Below are 25569 nucleotides of genomic sequence, written 5' to 3'. Positions count from 1 at the left end.
AGGAGCTTCATCATGAAACATCATTTCGGATTTCTGATTTTTTCAGCGCTGCTCGCGAGCCACGCGGCCATGGCCCAGACTTCAGCCCCGCTCACCCGCGCCCAGGTACTGGATGAGCTGTATCGCCTCGAAGCCGCCGGATACGATCCTTCCGCCGGCGACGAAGGCAACTATCCGGCCGACATTCAGGCCGCGGAAGCGAGGGTTGCCGCGCAGCAGGCCGCGCAAGCGGCGTCTGCCGCCGCGACCGGCACAGCCGGGGCCGGAATCTCCATGCAGACCCGCCAGTAAGCGCGGACGACGGACGGCGCAGCGGTGCCTGCGCGATGACGGGTGAAGCGATGCGCGGACATGCCGGCTCGGCTGTCCGCGCAGACGCTGCCGGGTTCGCGCGTTCCGTTGCGCCGTTGCCGTACCGGTTCGAAGCACTCTCGCCGATCCGATTCGACCAAAGGCGAGCATTGCCGACATTGCATGGCGCCGAGCCGATGACACCGGGAAGGGTCCGCACTCGGGAATACCGGCGGAAGGTTGGGAGGAGGAATGAGACGGGGACGCATTGCCGAGACGAAGCGCGCTGAACCACAGCGACACCGGTCTCTCACAAGCGTCCCCTCGATGAATCTCTAATGCAGACGTGCGATTTCAGGCGCACTCTTTTCGAACACGCCCTCTCGTCAGCCCTTCAGCGCCCCGAAGACCTCGCTCAACATCGTTTTCGCATCGCCGAACAGCATGCGGTTGTTGTCCTTATAGAAGAGCGGGTTGTCCACGCCGGCATAGCCCGAGGCCATGCTGCGCTTCATCACGATCGAGGTCTTGGCCTTCCACACTTCCAGCACCGGCATGCCGGCAATGGGGCTGGTCGGGTCGTCCTGCGCCGCCGGGTTCACGATGTCGTTCGCGCCGATCACCATCGATACGTCGGCCTCGGGGAAATCCGCGTTGATCTCGTCCATCTCCAGCACGATGTCGTAAGGCACCTTCGCTTCGGCGAGCAGCACGTTCATGTGTCCCGGCATGCGGCCAGCCACCGGATGGATCGCGAAGCGCACGTCGACGCCCTTCTCGCGCAGCACCTTGGTCAGCTCGCGCACGGTATGCTGGGCTTGCGCCACGGCCATCCCGTAGCCGGGCACGATGATCACGCTCTTGGCCTCGCGCAGCATCTCGGCCGTTTCGATCGCGCTCACCGCCACCACTTCGCCGGCCGGTTGCGCGCCGCCGCCCGCCGGCGCGGACACACCGCCGCCCGTACCGAAGCCGCCGGCAATCACGCTGATGAAGTTGCGGTTCATCGCGCGACACATGATGTAGGACAGAATCGCGCCCGACGAGCCCACCAGCGCGCCGATCACGATCAGCAGGTCGTTGCCGAGCATGAAGCCGGTGGCCGCCGCCGCCCAGCCCGAGTAGCTGTTGAGCATCGACACGACCACGGGCATGTCGGCACCGCCGATCGCCATCACCATGTGCACGCCGAACAGCAGCGAGATTGCCGTCATCACGATCAGCGGCGTCATGCCGGCCTGAATGGTCTCCGCATGAAGGAATGCGCGGCCGAACACGATCACCACCACCAGCGCAGCCAGGTTGAGCCAGTGCCGCGCCGGCAGCAGCAGCGGCTTGCCGCCGATCTTGCCCGAGAGTTTGCCGAACGCAATGACCGAGCCCGCGAACGTCACCGCGCCGATCAGAATGCCGACGTAGATCTCGACTTCGTGGATGGCCTTCTCTGCGCCGGCGAACTGCACCGACGTATCGATGTAGCTTGCAAAGCCCACCAGGCAGGCGGCCAGGCCGACCAGGCTGTGCATCAGCGCAACCAGTTCGGGCATCTGCGTCATCTGCACCTTCTTCGCGGCGACGAGACCGACGGCGCCGCCGACGACCAGCGCCGCGACGACGTACGGAATGCCCTCAGCCGACACACGCGGACCGAGCACGGTGGCCAGCACGGCGATGACCATGCCGATCATGCCGAGCAGGTTGCCGCGGCGCGCCGTTTCCGGGTTCGCCAGCCCGCCAAGACTGAGGATGAAGAGGATGGCCGCGCCGATGTAGGAGACGGTAGTCAGATTGGAAGTCATTGTTGTCGTCCCCTTATTTGCGGAACATTGCCAGCATGCGTCGCGTCACCGCGAAGCCGCCGAACATGTTGACGGCCGTGAGCGTCAGCGCACCCACCGCCATGCCCAGGATCAGCCCGGACGGCCGGTCGCCCACCGCGGCCCCGCCTAACGGCGGCGCGACCTGCACCAGCGCACCGATCGCGATGATCGACGAAATCGCGTTGGTCACGCTCATCAGCGGAGTGTGCAGCGACGGCGTGACGTTCCAGATCACCATGTAGCCGACGAAGCAGGCCAGCACGAACACCGTGAAGTGCGACAGGAACGTGGCCGGCGCAAACTGGCCAACCAGCAGGAAAGCCAGTGCGCCGACGCCGAACACGATGGCCAGCGTCTTGGCCGACATCGGCTCACTGCTGCCGTGGCCATGGCCTTTCGGCGCGGCCACCGTGGGCGGCGGCGTCTGAGCCTTCGGTGCGGCGGCCGGCTGCTTGATCGGCGGCGGCGGCCAGGTGACGTTGCCTTCCTTGATGACCGTGAGGCCACGGATCGCGTCGTCGTCGAAGTCGACGTTGATCGTGCCGTCCTTGGTCTTGCACAGCTCCTCGGCCACGCGCAGCAGGTTGGTCGCATACAGGTTGGACGACTGCCTTGCGAGACGCGACGCGAGATCCGTGTAGCCGATGATGGTCACGCCGTGGCGCACCACTGCCTCGCCTGGCACCGTGAGTTCGCAGTTGCCGCCTTGCTCGGCCGCCATGTCGACGATCACGCTGCCCGGCTTCATCGACTGCACCATCTCGGCCGTGATGAGCTTCGGCGCCGGCTTGCCGGGAATCAGCGCAGTGGTGATGATGATGTCCGCGTCCTTGGCCTGCTGCGCGTACATCGCGCGCTGCGCCTGCTGGAAGCCCTCGCTCATCACCTTCGCGTAGCCACCGCCGCCCGAACCTTCTTCCTCGTAGTCGACCTTGACGAATTCGCCGCCCAGCGATTTGACCTGGTCGGCCACCTCGGCGCGCGTGTCGTTGGCGCGCACGATCGCGCCCATGCCCGCGGCCGTACCGATGGCCGCGAGGCCCGCTACGCCGGCGCCGGCGATGAAGATCTTGGCCGGCGGCACCTTGCCCGCGGCCGTGATCTGGCCGTTGAAGTAGCGGCCGAACGCATTGGCCGCCTCGATGACGGCGCGGTAGCCGCTCACGCCGGCCATCGACGTGAGCGCGTCCATCTTCTGCGCGCGCGACAGCGTGCGCGGCAGCGAATCGATGGCCAGCACCGTGGCCTGCTTCGCGGCCAGCTGCTGCATCAGTTCGGGGTTCTGGGCCGGCCAGACGAAACCGATCAGCGTGCCGCCATGGCGCATCAGTGCCACTTCTTCGCTGCTCGGCGGGCGGACCTTGAAAACGATATCGCTGCGCCCCCACAGATCGGTGGCCGACGCCACGACCTCGGCACCGGCAGCGCGGTAATCGTCATCGCTAAAGTTCGCGCCTGCGCCTGCGCCGCTTTGCACGGCCACCGCGAATCCCAGCTTGATCAGTTTCTCGACCACGTCAGGCACGGTCGCTACGCGCCGCTCCTGAATGGCTGTCTCCAGAGGAACTCCAATCACTAATGTCATATTGTGAATTACCAGTAGTGGCCGCCGCAAGAAATTCGGGCCGGTACTTCAAGTTACCACACTCAAAAGTAACTAAGTCAACCTCGCCGGGTACAGTTGGGCGGACCCAACGCTTCGACGCGCAGGCAGACCTGAATCAAGTGCGCCAATGCCAGCACACCCTCAAACAAATCGGACTCCATATCAAATGAAGCAATACTGATGATTGGAGTCTCGAAATCGGATGACACATTGCGCATCCGGCGAGCGCTGCGCTACTCTGCGCCGCCTGATCCAATGGATGCCACGGGCCGGCAAGACGCAACCAGGACGTGTCCGAAATACGGATTGGCAGCCGCGCTGTTGACGAGAATGTCGAAGCGCCCTTGCCACACGTATCAGATCTGCTGAGCATATCGAGTGTCGGAGTCTTCTTGAAATTTATCTTTTGAATCGAGCGACATTCATGCCATGAATGCCTTGCCGGGAAGCAATGAGGCAGGCTCGCGACCATGGTCCGGTTTGAACAGGTGACGACAACGCCCACAAACTCAATCCGCCAGACAAATCCGAAAGCAAATTGAAATAATTTGGCGCCGGCTCGTCCATCCTGGCAAGCGCGGCTTTCTTTGTACGTCGACACCTATCACCCCCATTGAGAACAATGGCTTTTTGCATATCGTCAAAATCCGATATAAGATTCGCCCATCGACGATGCTTGTATGCCTGAAGAAGCCGCACCATGCCAACTGACCTGGACCTCGACGCGATCCTGAAAGCGCTCGCGAACCCCGTCCGCCGCGACATCCTCGAATGGCTGCGCACGCCGGGCGCACATTTCCCGGAGCAGACGCTGCCGTTCGACCACGGCGTCTGCGCGGGGCAGATCGACGCGCGCTGCGGGCTGTCGCAATCCACGGTCTCAGCCCACCTCGCGACGCTACAGCGCGCGGGGCTCGTCACGTCGACCCGGATCGGCCAGTGGGCGTTCTTCAAGCGCAACGAAGCCGTCATCGACGCCTTTCTCGACGCACTGCGTCGCGAACTCTAGACCCTAGCCCACCCGGCCGGACTGGCCAGCGGATATCCGTCCGCCATTCGTGAAGAGGTAATTAGTATGCCTACGTTGTTCGACCCCGTGACCCTCGGCGACCTGACCCTGCCGAACCGTATCGTGATGGCGCCGCTCACCCGCGCTCGCGCGGGCGACGCGCGCGTCCCCAACGACCTGATGGCCCGCTACTACGCGGAACGCGCGTCGGCCGGCCTCATCATCAGCGAAGCGACGTCGGTCACGCCGCAGGGCGTCGGCTATGCGAGCACGCCCGGCATCTGGTCCGACGAGCAGGTCGAAGGCTGGAAGCGCGTGACGCGCGCGGTGCACGACGCAGGCGGCCGGATCGTGCTGCAGCTCTGGCACGTCGGCCGGATCTCCGATCCGGTCTTCCTCGACGGCAACCTGCCGGTCGCGCCGAGCGCGATCGCCGCGGGCGGCCACGTGAGCCTCGTGCGTCCGCAGCGTCCGTACGTGACGCCGCGCGCGCTCGAACTCGACGAAATTCCGGCGATCGTCGCCGCGTACCGCAAGGGCGCGGAAAACGCGAAGGCCGCAGGCTTCGACGGCGTCGAGATCCACGGCGCGAACGGCTACCTGCTCGACCAGTTCCTGCAGGACAGCACCAACCGCCGCACCGACGCGTACGGCGGCCCGATCGAAAACCGCGCACGGCTGCTGCTCGAAGTGGTCGACGCGGCGATCGACGTCTGGGGCGCGGGGCGCGTCGGCGTGCATCTCGCGCCGCGCGGCGACGCGCACACGATGGGCGACTCCGATCCGGCCGCGACGTTCGGCTATGTCGCGCGCGAACTCGGCCGCCGCAAGATCGCATTCATCTTCACGCGCGAGTCGTACACGGGCAATCACCTGAGCCCGCGCCTGAAGGAAGCGTTCGGCGGCCCGCTGATCGCGAACGAGAAGTTCTCGCTCGACGGCGCGCAGCAGGTGCTCGAGCGCGGCGAAGCGGACGCGATCGCATGGGGCCAGCTGTTCATCGCGAACCCCGACCTGCCGCGCCGCTTCGAACTCGATGCGCCGCTCAACAAGCCGGTGCCCGAGACCTACTATGCGGAAGGCGAGACGGGCTACACCGACTACCCCGCGCTCAGCGACGCGGCCTGACGGCTGCCCGCCGCGTGTTCATGCGCGCACCGCGCGTCGCATGAACACGCGCTGCGTTTCGTCGAGGCCGAGCGACAGGTGATACGCGCGGATCGCGCGCAGCGCGTCGTCGAGCGCCGCATCATCGATATCGTCGAAACCGAGGCACCGGTAATACGGCGCATTCCACGGCGGCGTGCGGAACGTCGACAGCACGATCTCCCCGACCCGGTCCGCCGCCGCGCGCTCGGCCACCGTCTCGACGAGGCGCGCGCCAATCCGCTGCCCTGCGTGCGACGGCGCGACATCCAGTTCCTCGAGATACAGCCGCTGCGCATCGAGCAGCCGATAGAACGCAAACCCGGCGCACGTGCCGTGCGCATCGAGCGCCACATACGCACGGCCCGCGTCGATGCGCACACGCACGGCCGCCGCATCGGTCGCTTCGGCATCCGCGATGTGCGGCATGCCGATCGCGCGAAACCGCTGCGCGGCAGCGACTTCCACTGCAGCCATCGCGGCGGCGTCGTTCGGTGTAGCGAGGCGGATCGTGACAGGAAGGGTCATCGCGTCAGGGGGTAGGCAAGCGGGAACGGTCGTCACTATAATCGAAACTTCATACGTTTCGAGAACGCTTCGCCCTCGAGGTCCCCATGACATCGTCCGCATTCGCCACCGCCCTCCCCGTCTCCGCCGGCACGACCGGCCGGCGCGCCGGCGCACGCGTCCGACGATGCGAACGTTCAACTGCGAGCCCGGCGCGTAACGCTTAACGCCCGGCAGCTCGTGCGCACATCGGAACGCATGGTTCCGCTCGCTCGGTTCGGGCGGCGCGGAACACCGTCTGTCACGGGACGTTTTCCCTGCAGTTGGGCCCGCGCATGTCCCGCCGGCCGCCTGATCATCCATTGAGCATCTTACGGAGCCACCTATCCATGAGCGCCTCCAGTCTCTTTGCATTCGCGATCGCGCTGTTCGTACTGGCCGGCACACCGGGCCCGAGCGTGGCCGCGCTCGTCGCGCGCGTGCTCACGAACGGCTTCCGCGACGTGCTGCCGTTCCTCGTCGCGATGTGGATCGGCGAAGCCGTGTGGCTGACCTGCGCTGCAGGCGGCCTCGCAGTGGTCGCGCACACGTTCGCGACCGGGTTCTACGTGCTGAAGCTCGTCGGCGTCGGCTATCTGCTGTTCCTCGCGTGGAAGATGTGGACCGCGCCGACCGACCCCGCAACGGACGACATTCCGCGTGGTCAGTCGCCGTGGCGCATGTTCGCCGCGGGCCTGCTGGTGACCCTTGGCAATCCGAAGATCGTTCTCTTCTATCTCGCGCTGCTGCCGACCATCATCGATCTGTCGCATGTCAATGCGCTCGGCTGGGCAGAGCTCGTTGCGACGATGCTCGCGGTGCTGATCGTGTCGGATTGCGCGTGGTCCTTCGTTGCAGTGCGCGTCCGCAAGTTCATCCTGACACGGCGCGCGATGAAGATCGCCAATCGCACGAGCGCGGCCGCGATGGCCGGCGCGGCCGTCGCGATCGCAACGCGGTGAACGGCGCGGGCTGCCCGCCCGCTACATCCGCTATGCGCCTTTCGCGAGCGCACGCAGGTTCTGCGCCGGATCGCTCAGCACGTCCGGCGCGAGCGCCGCGCGGCGCTCGATCAACGTGCGGATGCTGCGCATGTCCTGCCCGCGATTGAGCGTGACGCCCGCCGTCAGCACGCCGTTGCACAACCCGAACAGCGCACACGCCGACGCAGCCAGATCGCCGCGCACGATCCACGTGTCTGCCGCCATGTCCCCCGCGAACTGCACGTTCACGCCGCACTGGTCGCTCCAGAACCACGGCACGTGCCGTGCGTCGTCGGGCTCGCCGAGCATCGCGGCGGCGGCCCGCGCGGCCTGCCGGTTCGCGTTGTCCCAGCTTTCGCGACGCACGTGCGCGCCGGTTTGCGCATCGTATTCGGCCGCGTTGTCGCCGGCAGCGTAGATGTCCGGATGCGAAGTCCGGCATGCGCCGTCGACGAGGATCGCGCCATCCGTTCGCAAGCCCGCATCCCGTGCAAGCGCGGTGTCTGGCTCGACGCCGATTCCGTAGACGATCGCATCGCCACGCAACACCGTACCGTCAGCCAGCGTCAACGCGAGCGTGTCACCGTCCCGCGACGCATCGACGAGCCGCCGCCCCGTCAGCACGTCGACGCCACGCGCACGATGCAGCGCACGCAGATGCGCGCGCACCAGCGGAGGCGCACAGCGCTCCATCACGTCGGGCCCCTGCTCGATCACCGTCACGCGCGCGCCGAGTTCGACCGCGCTCGACGCGAGCTCCATGCCGATCACGCCGCCGCCGACGATCAGCACGCGCGCGCCGTCCCGCAGCACGCGGCCGAGCGCCGGTGCATCGTCTAGCGTGCGCAGCGTGTGCACGCCATCGCCGAGGCGATCGAGCAACGGCAGCCGGCGCACCCGCGCGCCGGTTGCGAGCAGCAGCTTGCCGAAGCCGAGCGACGTACCATCGCCAAGGGCTAGCCTGCGCTGCACCGGATCGATTGCGTCGACACGCATACCGAGCCGCAGCTCGATCCGCTGTTCGTCATAGAACGATGCGGGGAACAGCGCCACGCGCGCATCGTCCGGCTTCAGCAGCACATCCTTCGACAGCGGCGGCCGCTCGTACGGCAGATGCGGCTCGTCGCCGATCAGCACGATGCGCCCTTCGAAGCCTCGGCGCCGCAATTCGGCCGCCGCGGTCGCGCCGGCCTGCCCGGCGCCCACGATCACGCAATCGGCCGTCGTCATCGCATCGCTCCGTCCGGCGCATCGCCGCTCATGCACGCGTCACACATGCAGACCTCCCGCGACATGACGGATCCCGCGTATGCCGAGCCCCGCGTCGGCCTGGATCATCACCCCGGATAGCGTCCGGTTGTTCGCGCGCGACGCGAGCAGCACGAACGGCCCCGTGAAATCGGCCGGCGCCGGAAAGAACTGCAGCGGCAGGATGCTCGCGATCGCGTCCGGCGTGCGCGAATCCATGATGCGCTGCTGCGACTGCCCGAGCGCCTCCGGGCCGCGCAGGTCGCTCGCCATCCCGCACGGCGCGACGCCGTTCACGCGCACGTGTGGCGCAAGTTCGTACGCGAGCTCGCGGATCAGGCCGGTCGCCGCATGCTTGCTCGCCGTGTACAGCGGTCCGCCGCCGCCCGGATAGAACGCCGCATTCGACAGCGTGAAGATCATGCTGCCCTTCGACGCGACAAGCGCGTCCGCCGCCGCTTTCGCGCCGAGCAGGTAGCCCTTCACGTTGACCGCGAACAACTCGTCGAAGCCTGCGTCGAGCTGCTCGGGCGACAGGCCGAGCAGGCTCGCGCCGTGATCCCACAGCGCCGCATTGCCGACGAACGTATCGAGCTTGCCGAAGCGCGCAACGGTCGATTCGACCGCACGCCGGTTGTCGTCATAGGCGCGCACGTCGCCCTGCACGACCTCGACGTCCGAGCCGAACCGCGCGCGCAGTGCGTCGACCTTCTCCGCCGAACGTTCGAGCACGCCGACGCGCGCGCCTTCCGCGAGAAAGCGTTCGACGAGCGCGAGCCCGAGGCCCGACCCGCCGCCGGTAATCAATGCGACTTCACCATCGAGCCAGCTCATGCCACCTCCGGTTCTTCGACGTAAAGCGTGCCCGCGTCGACGACGACCGGGAACGTGCGCAACGCATCCGTCGCGGGCTGGCACAGCGCCGTGCCGGTCTTCAGGCAAAAGCGCGCGGCATGCAGCGGACATTCGACGGTCGCGTCGTCCTCGACGTAGCCGTCGGACATCGACGCGTTGCCGTGACTGCACCGGTCCGACAGCGCATAGAACGCGCCCTGCACGTGAAACACCGCGATCGCGCCATGCGCGCCGGCCACCTTGGTTGCGTCGCCGTCGGCAAGCGCGTCGACGGGGCCTACGAGAATTCGAGCCATGATCAGAAAAGCACACTGAGGTTATGGGAAGACAGCACCGCCTGGTCGAGCACGATCTCGCGGCGGCACAGTTGCCAGCCGGCGACGTCGTCGGTGCGCCGCAAGCGGTCGCGCCGCGCGCCAACGTAGAACGTCTCGTCGCGCTCCTTCTGCGAGCGGTACAGCAGGTAGTTCACCTGCACGTCGTATTCGCCCGGCTCGCCGTCCGGCTCGACGCGCACGTTCGCGATCATGTGGCGCGTGCGCGACGGCGGCTCCTCGGCCCACGCCATGCCCGTCTCGAGCCGCGCGATCCGGCGTTCGAGCTGCGCCTTCGTGTCGTTGAAGATCCAGGTCGTCGGCGGCTGCACGCCCTTGCGGCGGTCGCGCGTCTGCGCATTGACGGTCGTGCGCATCGTGTACTCCACGTCGTCGCTCAGCAGTGCGAGCCAGTCGCGGAAACGCCATGCGTCGAGGCATTCGGCCTCGCGATACAGGAACTGCGTGATGTCGTGATGCAGTGCGAGCGTCACCGGCACACATTCGATCGTCGCGGTATCACTCATTTCAGCAGCTCCTGTTCGTATTCGCGGGTGCGCTGCTCGACCTCGTCCCAGGTATCCGACAGCAGCAGGTCGGCCCAGCGGCGGTACATACCGCGCGCGGCCGTTTCCGAGAAGATGTAGTTCGTGATGCCGGGAATCCCGTCGCCGCGCACGCGCTCGCCGCCGAGCCCCATTTCCATGCAGAGCTGCGTCTTGCGCGCGCGGCTGCCGCGCAGCACCTTCTGCACCTCGACCCAGTTCTCCGAATCGTCCTGCTCGAGAAAGCCGGCCGGGCCAAACGCCCGCGTCGCGCTGCGCTCGAATGCGGCCTTCACGTCGTCGGACGCATCCTTGTCGGCGATGCAGAACGCCCACACCTCGACCTGGTTCGGGCCGCGCGGATGCCACACGCGCAGCGTCGCGGTGCCGTTCAGCCAGGACATCGTCGGGAACAGGTTGTTGTGGCCCGCGAGGCGCCGCGCGCGCACTTCGCCGAGACGCGCTTTCGCTTCGTCGTAGGTCTCGCGGAAGTACTGCGACACTTCGCCGTCGACCCACACGTTCGCGTCCGGCTGCTCGGTGAAGAAGAAACCGCTGCCGTGCCCGGCCTGCCCGTACTGCAACGCGTCCTTCGCGGTCTCCCACACGGGGCGCGCGGTCTGTCCCGCGCCGAGCGCCTTGCCGTCGCCGCTACCCGCCTTCGCGCCGAGCACCTCGACTGCTGAAGCATGCGAAAACAGCGCGTGGTACTGGTCGCTCGCAAACTGTTCGGCCGGGAATTTCCAGTTGCAGTCGATCACCCACTTGTGCACGCCGCCGACAATCTCGGTGCCGCCCGCGCGGCGATCGAGCACGCCGTCGAGATACCACGCGATGTCGCCCATGTACGTGTCGAGATCGGGCGCGTCGGCGTCCCAGTTGCCGAACACCAGCCCCTTGTAGATCGCGATGCGCGTCACCTCCTGCAGCCCCAGATGCTGTTTGCAGAGGCCCTGCGGAAACGCCCGCTCCTCGAGCGGCACGTCGATCAGCGCGCCGTCGGTGCCGTACGACCAGCCGTGATACGGGCACGTGAACGAACGCGTATTGCCGGAATCGGCGAAGCTCACGCGCATCGAGCGATGCCGGCACTGGTTGAGGAACGCCTTCACGGAACCGTCCTTCTGCCGCACGACGACCACCGGGTCCTCACCCATGTACGTGTTGAAGAAATCGCCGGCGTTCGGAATCTGGCTGACGTGCGCGAGGAACAGCCAGCAGCGGCCGAAGATGCGTTCGAGTTCCAGCGCGTAGATCGCCGGGTCGGTATAGATCGACGACATCACGCGGCCATTGCGCGCATCGACGAGCGCGTCGATATCAAGCTTCTCTGTCATTTGCGTCTCCTCCGTGGCACCATCCGTTCCATACGGACAGGCTCGCGACGATGATCGTCGGCTGCGCGTTCGTTGTGAAATAGTTTGTTTGTTTGCCGTTAGACGTTTTGACGATCACAACCGAATGGAACTTCGACACCTGCGCTATTTCGTGGCCGTCGCCGACGAGCTGAACTTCACGCGCGCCGCGCAACGGCTGCACACCGCGCAGCCGTCGCTGAGCCAGCAGATCCGCGATCTCGAGGACGAGATCGGCACGCAGTTGCTCGAACGGTCGAAGCGCAAGGTAGAACTGACGGAAGCGGGCCGCGTGTTTCTCGCGGAAGCGCGGCTCGTGCTCGCGCAGGCCGATCGCGCGGTCGCGCGCGCGCGGCAGGCGGGCCGCCAGCAGGCGCTGACGGTGAAGATCGGGTTCGTGCCCGCGGCGGAAGTCGAGATCTTTCCGGCGATCCTGCCGAAGCTGCGGATGCAGTTCCCGGGCGTGCATGTCGAGCTGCGCAGCCTGCCGACGATGGAGCAGGAAGACGCGCTGCTGCGCGGCGACATCGACATCGCGTTCATGCGCCGGCCCGTGCATGCACAGGGCCTGCACGCGGAAGTCGTGCTGACCGAGCCGCTCGTCGTGCTGATGCCGGCCGGCCACCCGCTCGCCGCGCATGCGCAGGTCGAACCGGCGATGCTCGACGGCCAGCCGTTCATCCAGACCAACCCCGCGTATGCGGGCCAGCTATACGACATCGTCGGGCGATACTTCGCCGATCATCGGATCCAGCCCGACGTCGTGCAGGTCGCGACGAACATCCTGCTGAACCTGAACCTCGTCGGCATGGGGCTCGGCATCGCACTGCTGCCTGCGTACGTCGATGCGCTCGCGGGCGAATCGATGTGCTGCCGCCCGCTCGCACCGCCCGCGCCCGACATCGACCTGCTGATGGTCACGCGCGCGGAAGCGCACTCGCCGGAGCTCGACGCGCTGATCGACCTGATGCGCCGCGCGCCGTTCAGGCGCCCCGGCTGAACGCCTCCGGCGGACGTGCGAAAGCCGCACCGCGCATTGCACGCGGCGCGGCCGGACCGCGACCTGACCGCGGCCTCACCGCGGCCTGACAGTCGGCCCCGACCGTCACGCGTCGTGCGGCACATTCACGCGCCGAGGAACTCGAGCACCATCCGGTTGAACTTCTCCGCATGCTCCCACTGCGCCCAGTGGCCGCAGCGGCTGAACACGTGGAACTCGGCGTTCTGCATACTCCACACGAGGCGCAGGCCGACATCGAGCGGCACGAAGCGATCGTCGCGGCCCCAGATCACGAGCGCCGGCGCGGCAATTTCGCCGAGGCGCGGGCCGTAGTCGGTGAACTGCTTCGGATTCGCGGCGAGACTTTTCACGAAGTTCTCGAGATGGTCGCGGCGCGCGAGGATGTTCGCGAGGCGCGCCTGCATCAGTTCGTCGGTCAGGCTGCTCGTGTCGTACACGAAGATGTTCAGCATCTGCTTCAGGTTGTCGAGCGTCGGCTCGCGATACACCTTCTGCAGCAGCTTGATGCCTTCGGTCGGCATCGGCACGAACTGGCTCGGGCCGCCGGTGCCGCCGCCCATCAGCACGAGCTTGCCGACCTGCTGCGGATACAGCAGCGCGAACGCGACCGCGCTATGGCCACCCATCGAGTTGCCGACGATGTGCACGCGTTCGAGGTCGAGCGCATCGAGCAGCGCCTTCAGCGCGCGCGCGTTCAGCTCGGAGCGCGAGCCCGTGTTGACGATCGTATCGCTCCGGCTCCAGCCCGGGCAGTCGAGCAGCACGACGCGATAGCCGGCGTCGACGAACGCGCCGACGTTGCGGTGGAAGTTCGCCCAGCCGCTCGCGCCGGGCCCGGAGCCGTGCAGCATCACGACCGTCTCGCGACCCTGCCCCGCGTCGTTGTAGTGCAGCTTCAGGTCGTGCTCGCCAACCTTCACCTGCACGAACCGGCTCGTGCCTTCTTCCGTCAATGTGTGTGCGTGCTGCGTCATGTCGTCCCTCGTTCGTTCATGCATCGATCACGCGGACGCGCGCTTGCGCATCCGCCACTGAAATCGCGAAGCAGCGCGCCACGGCCGCTTCGTTCTCCGATAGAAAAATCGCTACTGCGCCGCGAGCGCCAGCTCGCCCTCACGATCGCGCGCGACGACCGTCAACGCGGACAGCGCCGCGACGAGGACGAGCGGAATGCTCGACGCCATCAGCATCGTCGTGCTCTCGCCAAGCGCGAGCAGTTGTCCCGCGACGAACGGCCCGAGGATCGAGCCGAACCGCCCGATCGCGACGGCCGCGCCGACGCCCGTGCCGCGCATCCGCGTCGGATAGATCGCGCTTGCGAGCGCATACAGCACCGACTGCCCGCCGACCAGGAACATCCCGCACAGCAGCCCGCCGCCGGCGAGCCACGCGGCATCCCGCGCGCCGGTCAGCAGCGCGAGCGCGCATGCGATGCCGACATACATGCCGACCACCGTGCGGCGCCGGCCGATGCGGTCCATCAGGCTCGCGATGCCGATCGCGCCGAGCCCGCCGCCGACGTTGAACATCACCTGCACGAAGCTCGACTGTGCGTGCGTGAGGCCGCGCGTCATCACCATCGACGGCAGCCAGTTGAGCAGGAAATACAGCACGACGAGCGTGCCGAGATAGCTGATCCACAGCGCGGCCGTCGTCGCCGCACGGCCTTCGCCCCACAGCGCATGCCCGACGCCCGATTCACCCTCATCGCCTGCATCGGCCATCTGCGCCGCATCCGTGCGCGCCGCGACGAACTGCGCCGACTCGTTCAGCCAAAGCGCGAGCAGCGGCAGGACCAGCAGCGGCCCGATTCCGCCGACGTAGAACACGTGCCGCCAACCGGCCGGGTCGGTGCTGAACACGCCGATCGCAGCGCCAAGCGCCGCGCCGAACGGCATCCCGCAATACATCGCGCCGACCGCCGTGCTGCGTTGCTTCGGCGGCGCCGCTTCCGCGCACAGCGCGATCAGGTTCGGCATCGCCGCGCCGAGCCCGAGGCCGGTCAGGAAGCGCGCGGCGAGCAGGCTCTCGAAGTTCCACACGCGGGTGGTCGCGAGCGAGAACACGCCGAACAGCGCGACCGACAGCAGCAGCACGCGCTTGCGGCCGAGCCGGTCGGCGAGCCGCCCGCCGAGCGCCGCGCCGGGCAGCAGGCCGAGCGCGCCGATGCCGAATGCCCAGCCCATCTGCGCGGCGCCAAGCGCGAATTCATGCGCCATCCGTGGCGCGGCAATGCCGGCCGATTGCAGGTCGAGTCCTTCCAGCAACGCGACGAGCAGGCATAAGCCGATCGTGCGTGTGCCGCCAGCGCGGCCATATACCGATGTGTTCACGAAACGTCTCCAATTTGAAGTTGCATCGCTCTTTGCGGCGATGTCGATGAAGATGCGGCGCTCGAACTTGCCCGGCGAAGAGCCGCGCCGCGGTAGCCCTTCGCGGCGTCAGCCGTGCGCGCGCTTGAGGTCGAGCGCGACGTCGACGATCATGTCTTCCTGCCCGCCGACCATCCGGCGGCGGCCGAGCTCGACGAGGATGTCGACCGTCTTCAGCCCGTACTTGTTCGCGGCCGCTTCCGAATGGCGCAGGAAGCTCGAATACACGCCTGCATAGCCGAGCGCGAGCGTCTCGCGGTCCACGCGCACCGGACGGTCCTGCAGCGGGCGCACGATGTCGTCGGCCGCGTCCATCAGCGTGTAGAGATCCGTGCCGTGGTTCCAGCCGAGACGCCCAGCCGCCGCGATGAACACTTCGAGCGGCGCGTTGCCGGCGCCGGCGCCCATGCCGGCGAGGCTCGCGTCGATCCGGTCGCAGCCTTCCTCGACGGCAACGATCGAGTTCGCGACGCCGAGGCTCAGGTTGTGATGCGCGTGAATACCCGTCTGCGTATCAGGCTTCAGCACGGCCTTGAGCGCACGGAAGCGATCGCGCACGTCGTTCATGTTGAGCGCGCCGCCCGAATCGACGACGTAGATGCAGGTCGCGCCATAGCTTTCCATCTTCTGCGCCTCGACGGCCAGGTTCTCCGGCGTCGTCATGTGGCTCATCATCAGGAAACCGACCGTGTCCATGCCGAGTGCGCGCGCATATTCGATGTGCTGCTTCGAGATGTCCGCTTCCGTGCAGTGCGTCGCGACGCGCACGACGCGCGCGCCTGCGTCGTACGCGGCCTTCAGGTCGTGGATCGTGCCGATGCCCGGCAGCAGCAGCGTCGCGATCTTCGCGTGCTCGACGACGTCGGCCACCGCCTCGATCCATTCGAGATCGCTGTGTGCGCCGAAGCCGTAGTTGAAGCTCGAGCCCTGCAGGCCGTCGCCGTGCGCGACCTCGATCGAATCGACCCTGGCCTTGTCCAGCGCCCGCGCGATGTCCTGCACGTTGCGGATCGAGTATTGATGGCGAATCGCGTGGCTGCCGTCGCGCAGCGTCACGTCGGAAATGTAGAGTTTCTTGCTCATCGGGAGGCTTCCTTATGCGCTTACGCGTTGCATCGATTGCGCGATGCGCTCGGCGGTCGCGAGCGCGGCGGACGTCATGATGTCGAGATTGCCGGCATACGCTGGCAGGTAATGCGCGGCGCCTTCGACCTCGAGAAAGATCGACGTCTTCAGCCCGCTCACGCGGCCGAGGCCCGGGATGTTCAGCGGCGCGGACGCGGGAATCTCGTCGAACTGCACGGCCTGCTTCAGCCGGTAGCCGGGCACGTACGCCTGCACCGCGCGCGCCATCGCTTCGACCGACGCGGCAATCTTCGCGCGATCGGCCGGCTCCGACAGCACGTACACGGTGTCGCGCATCATCACCGGCGGCTCGGCCGGGTTCAGGATGATGATCGCCTTGCCGTGCGCGGCGCCGCCGACCGCCTCGATCGCCTTCGACGTCGTCTCGGTGAATTCGTCGATGTTCGCGCGCGTGCCGGGCCCGGCCGACTTGCTGCTGATCGACGCGACGATCTCCGCGTAATGGGCCTTCGCGACGCGCGACACGGCCGCAACCATCGGAATCGTCGCCTGGCCGCCACAGGTAACCATGTTCACGTTCGGCGCGTCGAGATGCGCGTCGAGATTCACGACGGGCACGCAGTACGGACCGATCGCCGCGGGCGTCAGGTCGATGCAGCGGATGCCGGGCTTCAGCGTGCGCAGGAACGCATCGTTCTTCACGTGCGCGCCGGCCGACGTCGCGTCGAACACGAAGTCGATGTCGTCGAATTCGGGCAGCCGCGCGAGGCCTTCGACGCCCTCGTGCGTCGTCGCGACGCCGAGGCGCGCCGCGCGCGCAAGGCCGTCCGACGCCGGATCGATGCCGACCATCGCGGCAACTTCGAGATGCTTCGCATGCCGCATGATCTTGATCATCAGGTCGGTGCCGATATTGCCCGAACCGATGATCGCGGCCTTGAGTTTCTGAACGCTCATGGAAATCCTCATTCGTTGAAGGTGGCGCGCACGCTGCCGAGGCCGGCGATCTGCGCGGTGAACGTGCCCGGCTGCGTAACCGCGACCATCGGGCCGAGCGCGCCCGTCAGGATCACGTCGCCCGCGCGCAGCGGCGTGCCGTGCCGCACCATTCGGTCGGCGAGCCACACGGCCGCGTTCAGCGGATTGCCGAGGCACGCGGTGCCGCTGCCGCGCGACAGCACTTCGCCGTTCGACGCGAGCGTCATCTCGCAGCCGGCAAGATCGACGTCCTTCAGCGGCACGGGCCGGCTGCCGAGCACGAACAGCGCGCTCGACGCGTTGTCCGCGACGGTGTCGACGAAGCGGATGTTCCAGCCCGCGATGCGGCTGTCGACGACTTCGATCGCCGCGAGCGCGTACGCGGTCGCGCGCTGCAGGTCGGCGAACGTGTGCTTCTCGTGCACGAGGTCGTGCTCGAGCACGAGTGCGATTTCCGCTTCGACCTTCGGCTGGATCAGCTGCGACAGGCTCATCGGCTCGGCGTCGCCGTATGCCATCGACGCGAACAGCGTGCCGAAATCGGGCTGGTCGACGCCGAGCTGCTGCTGCACCGCGAGCGAGGTCAGGCCGATCTTGCGGCCGACCACGCGTTCGCGCCGCAGCGCCGCATTGGCCTGCTGGATCGCGTACGCGTCTTCGGCGTTCTGCTCACCGATTTCCATGCGCAGCGGTTCGATCGGCGCGCGTTCGCGTTCGGCGTCGCGCAGGCGAGCAGCCAGCGCATCGATGTGTTGCGGGGTCGGCATGTCGTCACTCCTTGTCTGTCGATCGCGGTGCGGGCGCGCCCGCAGACCAGCCGTGCATAGCGGCAAAGCCCGCGATCCATTCGGGAATCGGGCGGTAGAAATCCCGCACCGCGTGATACGGGCCCGCGGCCGCCAGCGCCGCGAACGCGGCGACCCACGCGCGGATCTCGTGCGCGGACTTGCCGCCGTCACGCGTGATCGCGTCGTTGGTCATCCCGTCGACGGCCTTCAGGTCGCCGCGTGCGAGCACGTCGAGAAACGCCTGGTCCCATTCGGGATTGAGCGCGTGCAGCGGGCTGTCGCCGGCCGCGAACGTGCGCGCCGCCGCGATCGTGCGCGCCTGGCGCGCGGCGCGCGCATCGGCGTCCGGATTGCGTCCGGCGATCAGCCGCTCGGCCATCTCCGGGCTCGCGGTGGCCAGCTCCGGCACCGGCGGCTCGTGCGAGATGCCGCCCGAGCCGACCACCAGCACGCGACGGCCCGAGCGCGCGACGAAGCGGCCGATCGCGTCGCCGAGCAGCCGCGCGCGGCGCAGCGTCGCCATCGGCGCCGCGACGGAGTTCAGGAACACGGGAATCACCGGGTAGCAGTCGAGGCCGCCCGTCAGCACTTCGAGCGCCTGCGCGAAGCCGTGATCGATCTGCATCCGGTACGACACCGACACATCGACATCGCTGTCGAGCACGGCCTCGGCCAGTTCGCGGGCGAACGTGGCCGGCACGTTCAGCGAGCCCGCGAGGCTCCGGTAGTCGCCGATCGATTCCGCGGCGATGCCGATGCAGAACGGCGGCATCAGGTCGTAGAAAAAGCCGTTGTAATGGTCGGGCGCGAACAGCACGATGCATTCGGGATCGAACGCTTCGACACGCGCGCGGGCTGCGGCCTGCACGCGTTCGACTTCGGCCACCACGTGCGGCGCCGGATCGAAATAGCCTTGCAGCGGCGTATGGGACAGGCATTCGAGCTGGATCGGCATGTCACGCTCCCGCCGGTTGCGCGGCAGCCGCGTGCGCGAGCGCATCGGCCTGCGCGGGGCGTGTGGTGCGTGCAGCCGGCACGGTATCCGTGAGCTGCAGCAGCGCGGCGAGCTCGACGATCGCGTCCGACACTTCCTGCGGCGCACACACGCCCGCGACGAAACGGTCCGGTCGCAGCAGCACGACCGACTGCGGAATCCGGCTGAACCAGTCCTTCAGGCGGCCCGTCGTATCGCCGATCGCGATCACGCCGTCGGGAACGTCGGCTGCATAGTCGAGCTGCACGTCCGGTTTTGCCAGCACGAAGCACGCGCCGAGCCGCTCCCACACCGCGCGCGCCGCGTCGGTCAGCCCGAAGGTCGGGTCGCTGCCCCAGCCGATCACCGCGAAGCGGTTGCCGATCGCGTCGTCGAGCCGCACCGTGCGGCCGTCGGCCGTGCGCACGCGCGGCTGGACGAACATCCGGCCGACCGGCGACTGGCCGAACGCATCGCGGCCATACACGAGCTGCCCGAACCACGAACTGCGCTTCTGGCTCATCAGGCCGAGCAGGCGCCCCGGCGCGGTGCCGCCCGCGCGGTCGAGCAGCCGGGCCAGCACGCCGCCGTCGCGCGTGCGCTGCGGCAGCATCACGACGCCGGCTTCGTAGCGCGGCATCGGCTTGAAGCGCATTTCGACGAAATAGCGTTTCGCGGCCGGGATCAAACCGAGCGCGCGCACGAACCCGTCGCGCACGACGCGGCCGACGCGCGTCGTCGGCGCGAAGATGTCGCCTGCAACTTCCGACAGATGAATCATCGAACGCGCATGGTCGCGCCGCTCGAGCGTATAGCTCGCGAGCAGCTCGGGCCGCGCGAGCCCCTTCGCGACCATCGCGAGCTTCCAGCCGAGATTGCTCGCATCGCGAATCCCGCTGTTGTAGCCCTGCCCCTGCCAGACCGGCATGATGTGCGCAGCGTCGCCCGCGAGCAGCACGCGGCCGACATCGAAGCGGCGCGCGAGCCGCGCGTTGTGCGTATACACGCGCTTGCGGATGTAGTCGACCTTGTCCGGATCGGCGACCACCTTGCGGATCAGCGCGGCGAGGTTCTCGGGCCGCGACAGCTGTTCCTCGGTCTCGCCGGGCATCACCATGAATTCGAAGCGGCGGATCCCGTGCGGCAGCGCGGCCGACACGTAAGGCCGCTCCGCGTCGCAATGCAGGTACACGTGCGGCGAGCCGAGCGGGTCGTTGCGCACGTCGACGACGATCCACTGGTTCGGCTTCGTGCGGCCTTCGAACGGCACGTTCAGCGTGCGGCGCACGAAGCTGTTGCCGCCGTCGGCGCCGACCAGGTACGCGGCGCGCACGGTCTTCTTCGCGCCGTGCGCGTCGACGACGTCGATCGTCACGCCGTCGCGGTCCTGCGCGAACGTGTCGAGCGCGTGTCCGAACAGCACGTCGACATGCGCGAAGCGCTTCAGCCCGTCGTACAGCACGCGGTCCGCGAGCGGCTGGATGAACGCGTTGCGGCGCGACCAGCCGAACTCGTCGGTGCGCGGCTCGATCGACGCGAAGCAATGGCCGCTGCCGGTGACGAAGCGCATCCAGTGGTCGGGGGTCGTGTGCGGCAGCAGCGCGTCGGCGAGGCCGACCGTCTGGAAGACGCGCAGCGCTTCGTCGTCGAGGCCGATCGCGCGCGGGTAGTCGATGATCTGCTCGAGTTTCTCGATGATGACCGCGCCGACGCCCTGCTGGCCCAGCAGGTTCGCGATCATCAGGCCGACCGGGCCGGCGCCGATGATCGCGACGTCAGTCGCGATGACATGCGGGCTGGCCGGCGCGGCGGCAGCCTCGTGTTGGGCGGGCATCTGTGTCTCCTGCAAAGCTGTTTCTGTCCGGCGCGGCTTGCCGCCGCGCGTCTCCACCTTCGAACCGGCGCCCGCGTTGCGGCAACGCACGCTCTGCTACGATGGACGGGTCTTCGCCGACGCCCTCCACCGGGCCTTCTCCGCGCCCGTGCATCCGGTTTCGAACAGAGTCTAAGGAGCGCAATATCGCGCCTCAACAATTTGAGCGGAATGTGCATCTGATGCACATCATTGATTTATAAGGACTTTATCGTGCCGAAATACACCAGCGTGCGGGGGCTGGCGCGTGGCCTGCAGGTGCTGCGCGCGCTCAATGCGATGGAGAACGGCCGCGCGACGAGCCAGCAGGTCAGCGAGGCTACCGGGCTGCACCGCACCACCGTGCGGCGGCTGCTGGAGACGCTCGTCGACGAGGGATGCGTGCGTCGCAGCCCGTCCGACGACAGCTTCCGGCTCGCGCTCGGCGTGCGCGCGCTGAGCGAAGGCTTTACGGACGACGAATGGATTTCGACGGTCGCGCCGCCGGTGATGGCGCAACTGACGCAGCGCGTCGTGTGGCCGTCGGACCTGACGACGCCCGACGGCGACGCGATGATCATCCGCGAGACCACGCACCGCTTCAGCCCGCTGTCGTTCCACCGGTCGATGGTCGGGCGCCGGCTGCCGATGCTGCTGACGGCGGCCGGGCGCGCGTACTTCGCGGCATGCCCCGACGCGGAACGCGACGACATCCTCGCGCTGTTGCGTGCGAATGCCGACGACGACGAACAGCGCCGCCTCGCGCTCGACGACGCGTACATCGCGAACCTGATCCGCCAGACCCGCACGGACGGCTTCGGGCTCAATGCGAGCGATTGGGGCGCGCAGAAGAAGATCGGCGCGGTCGCGGTGGCGATTGCCGCGCACGGGCACGTGCTCGGCAGCCTGAACGTGATCTATCTGTCGAAGGCGATTGCGTCGGCCGAAGCGATCCGGCGCTTCGTGCCCGAGCTGCAGCGCGCCGCGCAGGAAATCGTCGCGGGGCTCGAAGGCGAGGCCGGCCCCGCCTGACCGACGCCGGGCTACACGACCAGGCAGCCCTGCGTGCGGGCGACGGTCACCGTCGCTTCCATGCCGGCGGTGAAGCGCAGATAGTCGGCCTCCATCCCATCGGAAAAGATCACGCCGTTTTCCGGCATGCGCGAGCGCAGCCGCAGCGGCTCTCCTGCGCTCACCTGGCCGAACACGAGCCCGGCCTTCGACGCGCGGCTCGGAAACGGCTCGCGCACCGCAAACGTCAGTTGCGGGCTATCCCAGGGCTGCGGCTGGTACTCGAAATCGCCGGCGGCGTGCTGCATCGCGTGCGCGACGCCGAGCGAGCCCGTCACCACGCTCTTCAGCCATGCGGTCGAACCGAGGCCCGTCGATACGATGATGCCGGACGACGATTGCGACTCGCGCCGCTCGCCCAGCTCGATCTCGTAAAGCGCCGAAGCATGGGTGCGCGGCCCGATGAACAGGTCGTTGACCGCCCGCAGCACCTGCCCGTCCGACAGCCGCGCCTCCGCCATCGTGACCGCCTTCGTCGGACGGCGGCCGCGCGCGACGTCCGCGAGCACCGCCCCGAGCGCCGATGGCTCGAACGGCAGCAGCAGGCCGTCCCACCGGCCGGGCTCCGGATTCAGGCCGATCAGCGGCTGCCCGTCCAGGTACTTCATCGCATTCGCGACCAACCCGTCCTGCCCGAGCGACACGACGATATCGTCGGCCGCGAAGATGAAGTTCGGCAGATAGCTGCGATCGACGATCTGGTAGCGCCCCCAGTCCTCGAGCGCACGCACGGCGAGCGCCATGCTGCTGGCGTACGCGGCATGCTCGGCGACGTAGTCGGAGAAATCTGCGCCGAGGTGCTCGAGGTAGAACTTCGCCTGCGCGAGCGTGTGATGCCGCGCAATCAGCGCGTCGAGCCGCGTTTGGCGCGTCACCAGCACGACCTTGCGGATCCCGGCGTTCATGATGCCGCCCGCGCGCCGGCACTCATCAGGCCCTGCAGCAGCTCGGGCGACACGTTGAGCTGCCCGATGCGCTCCGCCCGCTCGGCGATGCCGCCGAACGCCTGCGCGATCAGCTGGCCCGGCTGCATGCCGGCCGCCGCGAGCGCATTGACGATGCGCGGATCGGCGTGTTCGAGCGCCTGCATCACGGCCGCCACGCGGTGCGCCTCGGCTTCCGCGAGCGTCCGGCTGTTGTGCGCCTGCCCCGCGACAAACGCCTTGCGCTGCTCCTCGAGTGCGACATCCGCCGCCATCTGCTCGTCGCGCAGCGCGTTTTCACGGCGCATCAACGTCGCCTTCGCTTCCATCTGCGTCTCGCGGATCTGCCGCTTCTTCTGCTCGACCGCGATGTCGGTATCGAGTTCGTTCTGCCGGATCGCGCGCTCGTTTTCCACGGCCGACATCCGGCGCAGATAGACGGCGTCATCGGCCGCCTTCAGGTTGGATTCGCGCGCTTCGGCCTCGAGCGCGCGGGCGATGTCCGGCGTCGGCTTCACGGCCATCACCGAAACGCCCAGGATCTCGAGGCCCAGCGCGTCGATCTCGGGCTGGCTCGCGAGCCCGGCCTGCACCGTGCGCGCGATGGCCGCCGACGCGCGCAGCGCTTCCTTCAGTTCCAGCGACTGCACGGCCTGCTGGACGATCACCTCGACCTGCATCGCGACGCGATCGCCGAGCCGCTTCGGATCGTCCGACACGTACGACCGGCCGTCCTTCGCCAGCGAGAAATCCATCATTGCCGCGGTACGGTGCGGGTCGCCGATGCGGTAGGTCACCTGCCCCTGCACCGTGACGCTCTGGAAATCCGCCGTGACGAGCTCGAGGATGAACGGCCGGTCCTGGCTCGCGACCGGCACCGACACCAGCGTCGTCGCCGGCGCATAGTAGAAGAACGACAGCCCCGCGCCCTCGCGCACGACCTTGCCTGCGCGGAACTGCATCAGGTGGACGGTCGGCTGCGACTTGATGAATCGAATCCCGAACATGTTGGACTCCCCGCTTGAGTTGTACAGTGCAACTTGTATGAGTTGCACAATACAACCTAGAATAGGGGCCGTCAAGTTTTCCTGGTTCGCCATGGCTCAAAAGAAACCCGCGTCCGCACGACGCGCAGCGCAAGCGCCCGAGTTTCCGCTGCCCTACACGACCGTCGACGTCGTGATCTTCACGGTGCTCGACAATGCGCTGCAGGTACTGCTCGTGCAGCGCCCGGCCGATGCCGGCGAGCCGTTTCCCGGATGCTGGGCGCTGCCGGGCGGGTTTGTCGACGTGGCGGTCGACGCGACGCTCGAGGATTGCGCGCGCCGCAAGCTGCTCGACAAGACCGGCGTGACGAGCCCGTATCTGGAGCAACTCGGCAGCTGGGGAAGCGCGACGCGCGACCCGCGCGGCTGGTCAGCCACGCACGTGTGGTTCGCGCTGATGCCCGCGCAGGATGTGACGCTCGCGCGCGGGGCCAATGCTGCGGAGGTCGCGTGGTTCCCCGTCGACACGATCACGCACGCGCGCGGGCTCGCCTTCGATCACGACGACATCCTGCAGGCGGCGGTCGAACGGCTGCGCAGCAAGGTCGAATACACGTCGCTGCCGGCGTTCCTGCTCGCGGAGCCGTTCACGCTGCCGCAGCTGCAGCGCATGTACGAGGTCGTGCTCGGCCGGCCGGTGGACAAGAGCGGCTTCCGCACGCGGATGCTCGCGGCGGGATTTCTGAAAGAAGACGGTCATGTCGCCGGCGAATCGAACCGGCCGGCGCTCGGCTATCGGCTCATGGACCGGCGCGCGCCCGTCGTGTTTCCGCGCACGTTCAGCCCGCGCGGCGGCGACTGACGTATCGGGGCGGGCCGCCTGTCCTGGTGCGGCGTGTCGCTCGGGACATCGTCACCCGTTGCACGCGACCAGCGCGCGCACGAGCGCCCAATCGTCGTCGTCGCAGAAGTCGAGCAGCACGATCCCGCACGGGCCGCGTTGCACACGCAAGCGCTCGGCAAGCCGCGCGTGGATGCCCTTCACGTTGCCGTTGCCGCGCGCGACGACCGACGGATTCGCGCCCATGCCCGTGCCGCTGCTGAAGTTGAGCGCCCAGCGGCCGCTGTCGGCGGACGGCATGCGCGAGAGCAACGCATCGATCGCGTGCCACTTGTGTTCGATCGATGCCGCGACCGGCACCCGGTATTCGTCCTGGATCACGAACGCCGCATCGGGATGGTCGATCGTGAACGTGTGGTTGTCCGGCCACGCGGTCAGGTCGATGCCGAGCGGCCGGCTGCTGCGAAAGCGCCGCAGCAGAACGACGGCGCCGCGCACGTCGCCCAGCGCGGGTAGCGCGCTGCCCGCATGCCAGCGCAACGCCGGATGCCGCGCGCAATGCGCGTCGAACGTCGCATCGAAGCTGCGGCGGCATGCATGCGCCGGCCATTCGTCCTTCACCGACATCACGATGCACTCGCGCGGATGCGCGGCGAGAAAACGCGCGCAATCGGCAAGCACGTCGTCGAACGTGATCCCGAGCGCGATCCCGCCATGATGGATGTCGAACGCATCGCGCACGTGCCGGCAGCGGATGTCGAGCATGCGCACGCCGTGCATCAGTTGCGCGTCGAGCGGCGCGCATTGCGTGCGCACGAGCGCGTCGTCGACCGTGTTGACGGTATACGCACAGGTGTCATGACTGCCCGGTACGGTCAGCGTATGCAGCGGTTGTGCGTCGCCGAGCGCCGACATCCAGTCGGCAAGCGGCAGCGGCGAAGCGTGGTGCGGAAGGATCAT

Annotated in this window: 25 protein-coding genes; 7 read left to right on the top strand and 18 right to left on the bottom strand. The window is 67.6% G+C overall.

The features are described from left to right. The first annotated feature begins 12 nt into the window (after positions 1-12). On the top strand, positions 13-291 hold the full coding sequence (locus tag DID96_RS25440) for a DUF4148 domain-containing protein (RefSeq protein ID WP_124602012.1): 279 nt from the start codon (positions 13-15) through the stop codon (positions 289-291). A 386-nt stretch (positions 292-677) separates the two neighbouring features. On the opposite strand, the gene pntB is transcribed toward DID96_RS25440, so the two are convergent. Both pntB and DID96_RS25430 read right to left on the bottom strand, forming a co-directional pair. Beyond that, positions 678-2090: a Re/Si-specific NAD(P)(+) transhydrogenase subunit beta gene (gene pntB, locus DID96_RS25435; RefSeq protein ID WP_124602011.1), complete on the bottom strand. Its 1413-nt coding sequence runs from the start codon at positions 2088-2090 to the stop codon at positions 678-680. A 13-nt stretch (positions 2091-2103) separates the two neighbouring features. Next, positions 2104-3696, bottom strand: a complete 1593-nt coding sequence (locus DID96_RS25430) for a Re/Si-specific NAD(P)(+) transhydrogenase subunit alpha (RefSeq protein WP_124602010.1) — start codon at positions 3694-3696, stop codon at positions 2104-2106. A gap of 721 nt (positions 3697-4417) precedes the next feature. Between DID96_RS25430 and DID96_RS25425 the strand changes: the two genes are divergently transcribed. Both DID96_RS25425 and DID96_RS25420 read left to right on the top strand, forming a co-directional pair. Further along, positions 4418-4726 (top strand): helix-turn-helix transcriptional regulator, encoded by a 309-nt coding sequence (locus tag DID96_RS25425; RefSeq protein WP_124602009.1) that lies wholly within the window; start codon positions 4418-4420, stop codon positions 4724-4726. 66 nt (positions 4727-4792) lie between these two features. Further along, complete coding sequence (locus tag DID96_RS25420; protein WP_124602008.1) at positions 4793-5854, top strand: alkene reductase; 1062 nt, start codon at positions 4793-4795, stop codon at positions 5852-5854. Positions 5855-5872: 18 nt separating this feature from the next. On the opposite strand, the gene DID96_RS25415 is transcribed toward DID96_RS25420, so the two are convergent. Beyond that, positions 5873-6400 carry a GNAT family N-acetyltransferase gene (locus DID96_RS25415; RefSeq protein ID WP_124602007.1) on the bottom strand — a complete coding sequence of 176 codons (528 nt, stop codon included), beginning with the start codon at positions 6398-6400 and terminating at the stop codon, positions 5873-5875. 368 nt (positions 6401-6768) lie between these two features. On the opposite strand from DID96_RS25415, the gene DID96_RS25410 reads away from it, so the two are divergent. Beyond that, the gene (locus tag DID96_RS25410; protein ID WP_124602006.1) at positions 6769-7380 is read left to right on the top strand and encodes a LysE family translocator; all 612 of its coding nucleotides are present in this window, start codon (positions 6769-6771) and stop codon (positions 7378-7380) included. A gap of 30 nt (positions 7381-7410) precedes the next feature. Here the strand turns inward: DID96_RS25410 and hcaD are convergent, their stop codons facing one another. The 5 genes from hcaD to hcaE are packed head-to-tail and all read right to left on the bottom strand — an operon-like array spanning position 7411 to position 11700. Next, positions 7411-8631 (bottom strand): 3-phenylpropionate/cinnamic acid dioxygenase ferredoxin--NAD(+) reductase subunit, encoded by a 1221-nt coding sequence (hcaD, locus tag DID96_RS25405; RefSeq protein WP_260464006.1) that lies wholly within the window; start codon positions 8629-8631, stop codon positions 7411-7413. A 39-nt stretch (positions 8632-8670) separates the two neighbouring features. Then, positions 8671-9483: a 3-phenylpropionate-dihydrodiol/cinnamic acid-dihydrodiol dehydrogenase gene (gene hcaB / locus DID96_RS25400; protein ID WP_124602005.1), complete on the bottom strand. Its 813-nt coding sequence runs from the start codon at positions 9481-9483 to the stop codon at positions 8671-8673. Next, the gene (gene hcaC / locus DID96_RS25395; protein WP_124602004.1) at positions 9480-9800 is read right to left on the bottom strand and encodes a 3-phenylpropionate/cinnamic acid dioxygenase ferredoxin subunit; all 321 of its coding nucleotides are present in this window, start codon (positions 9798-9800) and stop codon (positions 9480-9482) included. Before hcaC ends, hcaB begins: the two co-directional genes overlap by 4 nt. A 2-nt stretch (positions 9801-9802) precedes the next feature. Then, complete coding sequence (gene hcaF / locus DID96_RS25390; protein WP_124602003.1) at positions 9803-10345, bottom strand: 3-phenylpropionate/cinnamic acid dioxygenase subunit beta; 543 nt, start codon at positions 10343-10345, stop codon at positions 9803-9805. Beyond that, on the bottom strand, positions 10342-11700 hold the full coding sequence (gene hcaE, locus DID96_RS25385; RefSeq protein WP_124602002.1) for a 3-phenylpropionate/cinnamic acid dioxygenase subunit alpha: 1359 nt from the start codon (positions 11698-11700) through the stop codon (positions 10342-10344). Before hcaE ends, hcaF begins: the two co-directional genes overlap by 4 nt. A gap of 124 nt (positions 11701-11824) precedes the next feature. Between hcaE and hcaR the strand changes: the two genes are divergently transcribed. After that, positions 11825-12718 carry a DNA-binding transcriptional regulator HcaR gene (hcaR, locus tag DID96_RS25380; protein ID WP_124602001.1) on the top strand — a complete coding sequence of 298 codons (894 nt, stop codon included), beginning with the start codon at positions 11825-11827 and terminating at the stop codon, positions 12716-12718. A 125-nt stretch (positions 12719-12843) separates the two neighbouring features. Here hcaR and DID96_RS25375 read toward each other — a convergent pair whose 3' ends face one another. The 7 genes from DID96_RS25375 to DID96_RS25345 all read right to left on the bottom strand — a co-directional run bounded on the left by DID96_RS25375 (position 12844) and on the right by DID96_RS25345 (position 20770). Further along, a complete protein-coding gene (locus tag DID96_RS25375; RefSeq protein ID WP_124602000.1) occupies positions 12844-13713 on the bottom strand; it encodes an alpha/beta fold hydrolase in 870 nt (289 codons plus the stop codon). A 111-nt stretch (positions 13714-13824) separates the two neighbouring features. Next, positions 13825-15072, bottom strand: coding sequence for a 3-(3-hydroxy-phenyl)propionate transporter MhpT (mhpT, locus tag DID96_RS25370; RefSeq protein ID WP_124601999.1), 1248 nt, complete (start codon positions 15070-15072; stop codon positions 13825-13827). 108 nt (positions 15073-15180) lie between these two features. Next, positions 15181-16194 (bottom strand): 4-hydroxy-2-oxovalerate aldolase, encoded by a 1014-nt coding sequence (gene dmpG / locus DID96_RS25365; RefSeq protein WP_124601998.1) that lies wholly within the window; start codon positions 16192-16194, stop codon positions 15181-15183. A 12-nt stretch (positions 16195-16206) separates the two neighbouring features. Further along, entirely contained in the window at positions 16207-17154 is a 948-nt protein-coding gene (locus tag DID96_RS25360) for an acetaldehyde dehydrogenase (acetylating) (protein WP_124601997.1), read from the bottom strand. 8 nt (positions 17155-17162) lie between these two features. Further along, entirely contained in the window at positions 17163-17942 is a 780-nt protein-coding gene (locus tag DID96_RS25355; protein WP_124601996.1) for a fumarylacetoacetate hydrolase family protein, read from the bottom strand. Between the two features lie 4 nt (positions 17943-17946). Continuing rightward, the gene (locus DID96_RS25350) at positions 17947-18918 is read right to left on the bottom strand and encodes a 3-carboxyethylcatechol 2,3-dioxygenase (RefSeq protein ID WP_124601995.1); all 972 of its coding nucleotides are present in this window, start codon (positions 18916-18918) and stop codon (positions 17947-17949) included. A 1-nt stretch (position 18919) separates the two neighbouring features. Then, positions 18920-20770: a bifunctional 3-(3-hydroxy-phenyl)propionate/3-hydroxycinnamic acid hydroxylase gene (locus DID96_RS25345; RefSeq protein ID WP_124601994.1), complete on the bottom strand. Its 1851-nt coding sequence runs from the start codon at positions 20768-20770 to the stop codon at positions 18920-18922. Positions 20771-21022: 252 nt separating this feature from the next. Here DID96_RS25345 and DID96_RS25340 point away from each other — a divergent pair, with 252 nt between their 5' ends. After that, the gene (locus tag DID96_RS25340) at positions 21023-21820 is read left to right on the top strand and encodes a DNA-binding transcriptional regulator (protein WP_124601993.1); all 798 of its coding nucleotides are present in this window, start codon (positions 21023-21025) and stop codon (positions 21818-21820) included. 11 nt (positions 21821-21831) lie between these two features. On the opposite strand, the gene DID96_RS25335 is transcribed toward DID96_RS25340, so the two are convergent. Both DID96_RS25335 and DID96_RS25330 read right to left on the bottom strand, forming a co-directional pair. After that, complete coding sequence (locus DID96_RS25335) at positions 21832-22764, bottom strand: sugar kinase (protein ID WP_124601992.1); 933 nt, start codon at positions 22762-22764, stop codon at positions 21832-21834. Beyond that, positions 22761-23789 carry an SPFH domain-containing protein gene (locus tag DID96_RS25330; RefSeq protein WP_124601991.1) on the bottom strand — a complete coding sequence of 343 codons (1029 nt, stop codon included), beginning with the start codon at positions 23787-23789 and terminating at the stop codon, positions 22761-22763. Before DID96_RS25330 ends, DID96_RS25335 begins: the two co-directional genes overlap by 4 nt. A gap of 91 nt (positions 23790-23880) precedes the next feature. Here DID96_RS25330 and DID96_RS25325 point away from each other — a divergent pair, with 91 nt between their 5' ends. Beyond that, entirely contained in the window at positions 23881-24630 is a 750-nt protein-coding gene (locus tag DID96_RS25325; RefSeq protein ID WP_124601990.1) for an NrtR DNA-binding winged helix domain-containing protein, read from the top strand. A 51-nt stretch (positions 24631-24681) separates the two neighbouring features. Here DID96_RS25325 and DID96_RS25320 read toward each other — a convergent pair whose 3' ends face one another. Continuing rightward, a complete protein-coding gene (locus DID96_RS25320) occupies positions 24682-25569 on the bottom strand; it encodes a phosphatidylinositol-specific phospholipase C (RefSeq protein WP_185732356.1) in 888 nt (295 codons plus the stop codon).

Source organism: Burkholderia sp. Bp8963 (assembly GCF_003854275.1).
Classification (GTDB): domain Bacteria; phylum Pseudomonadota; class Gammaproteobacteria; order Burkholderiales; family Burkholderiaceae; genus Burkholderia.
This window is presented reverse-complemented; position numbering and strand designations above follow the sequence as displayed.

Excerpts from the sequence above, each read along its gene's own strand:
- DID96_RS25320 (WP_185732356.1), bottom strand. The coding sequence starts at position 25,569 with ATGATCCTTCCGCACCACGCTTCGCCGCTGCCGCTTGCCGACTGGATG.
- pntB (WP_124602011.1), bottom strand. The coding sequence starts at position 2,090 with ATGACTTCCAATCTGACTACCGTCTCCTACATCGGCGCGGCCATCCTC.
- DID96_RS25360 (WP_124601997.1), bottom strand. The coding sequence starts at position 17,154 with ATGAGCGTTCAGAAACTCAAGGCCGCGATCATCGGTTCGGGCAATATC.
- hcaB (WP_124602005.1), bottom strand. The coding sequence starts at position 9,483 with ATGAGCTGGCTCGATGGTGAAGTCGCATTGATTACCGGCGGCGGGTCG.
- DID96_RS25345 (WP_124601994.1), bottom strand. The coding sequence starts at position 20,770 with ATGCCCGCCCAACACGAGGCTGCCGCCGCGCCGGCCAGCCCGCATGTC.
- hcaR (WP_124602001.1), top strand. The coding sequence starts at position 11,825 with ATGGAACTTCGACACCTGCGCTATTTCGTGGCCGTCGCCGACGAGCTG.
- DID96_RS25420 (WP_124602008.1), top strand. The coding sequence starts at position 4,793 with ATGCCTACGTTGTTCGACCCCGTGACCCTCGGCGACCTGACCCTGCCG.
- DID96_RS25410 (WP_124602006.1), top strand. The coding sequence starts at position 6,769 with ATGAGCGCCTCCAGTCTCTTTGCATTCGCGATCGCGCTGTTCGTACTG.
- hcaD (WP_260464006.1), bottom strand. The coding sequence starts at position 8,631 with ATGACGACGGCCGATTGCGTGATCGTGGGCGCCGGGCAGGCCGGCGCG.
- DID96_RS25350 (WP_124601995.1), bottom strand. The coding sequence starts at position 18,918 with ATGCCGATCCAGCTCGAATGCCTGTCCCATACGCCGCTGCAAGGCTAT.
- DID96_RS25375 (WP_124602000.1), bottom strand. The coding sequence starts at position 13,713 with ATGACGCAGCACGCACACACATTGACGGAAGAAGGCACGAGCCGGTTC.
- hcaE (WP_124602002.1), bottom strand. The coding sequence starts at position 11,700 with ATGACAGAGAAGCTTGATATCGACGCGCTCGTCGATGCGCGCAATGGC.
- DID96_RS25325 (WP_124601990.1), top strand. The coding sequence starts at position 23,881 with ATGGCTCAAAAGAAACCCGCGTCCGCACGACGCGCAGCGCAAGCGCCC.
- hcaC (WP_124602004.1), bottom strand. The coding sequence starts at position 9,800 with ATGGCTCGAATTCTCGTAGGCCCCGTCGACGCGCTTGCCGACGGCGAC.
- DID96_RS25415 (WP_124602007.1), bottom strand. The coding sequence starts at position 6,400 with ATGACCCTTCCTGTCACGATCCGCCTCGCTACACCGAACGACGCCGCC.
- DID96_RS25425 (WP_124602009.1), top strand. The coding sequence starts at position 4,418 with ATGCCAACTGACCTGGACCTCGACGCGATCCTGAAAGCGCTCGCGAAC.
- hcaF (WP_124602003.1), bottom strand. The coding sequence starts at position 10,345 with ATGAGTGATACCGCGACGATCGAATGTGTGCCGGTGACGCTCGCACTG.
- DID96_RS25440 (WP_124602012.1), top strand. The coding sequence starts at position 13 with ATGAAACATCATTTCGGATTTCTGATTTTTTCAGCGCTGCTCGCGAGC.
- DID96_RS25335 (WP_124601992.1), bottom strand. The coding sequence starts at position 22,764 with ATGAACGCCGGGATCCGCAAGGTCGTGCTGGTGACGCGCCAAACGCGG.
- DID96_RS25430 (WP_124602010.1), bottom strand. The coding sequence starts at position 3,696 with ATGACATTAGTGATTGGAGTTCCTCTGGAGACAGCCATTCAGGAGCGG.
- dmpG (WP_124601998.1), bottom strand. The coding sequence starts at position 16,194 with ATGAGCAAGAAACTCTACATTTCCGACGTGACGCTGCGCGACGGCAGC.
- DID96_RS25355 (WP_124601996.1), bottom strand. The coding sequence starts at position 17,942 with ATGCCGACCCCGCAACACATCGATGCGCTGGCTGCTCGCCTGCGCGAC.
- DID96_RS25330 (WP_124601991.1), bottom strand. The coding sequence starts at position 23,789 with ATGTTCGGGATTCGATTCATCAAGTCGCAGCCGACCGTCCACCTGATG.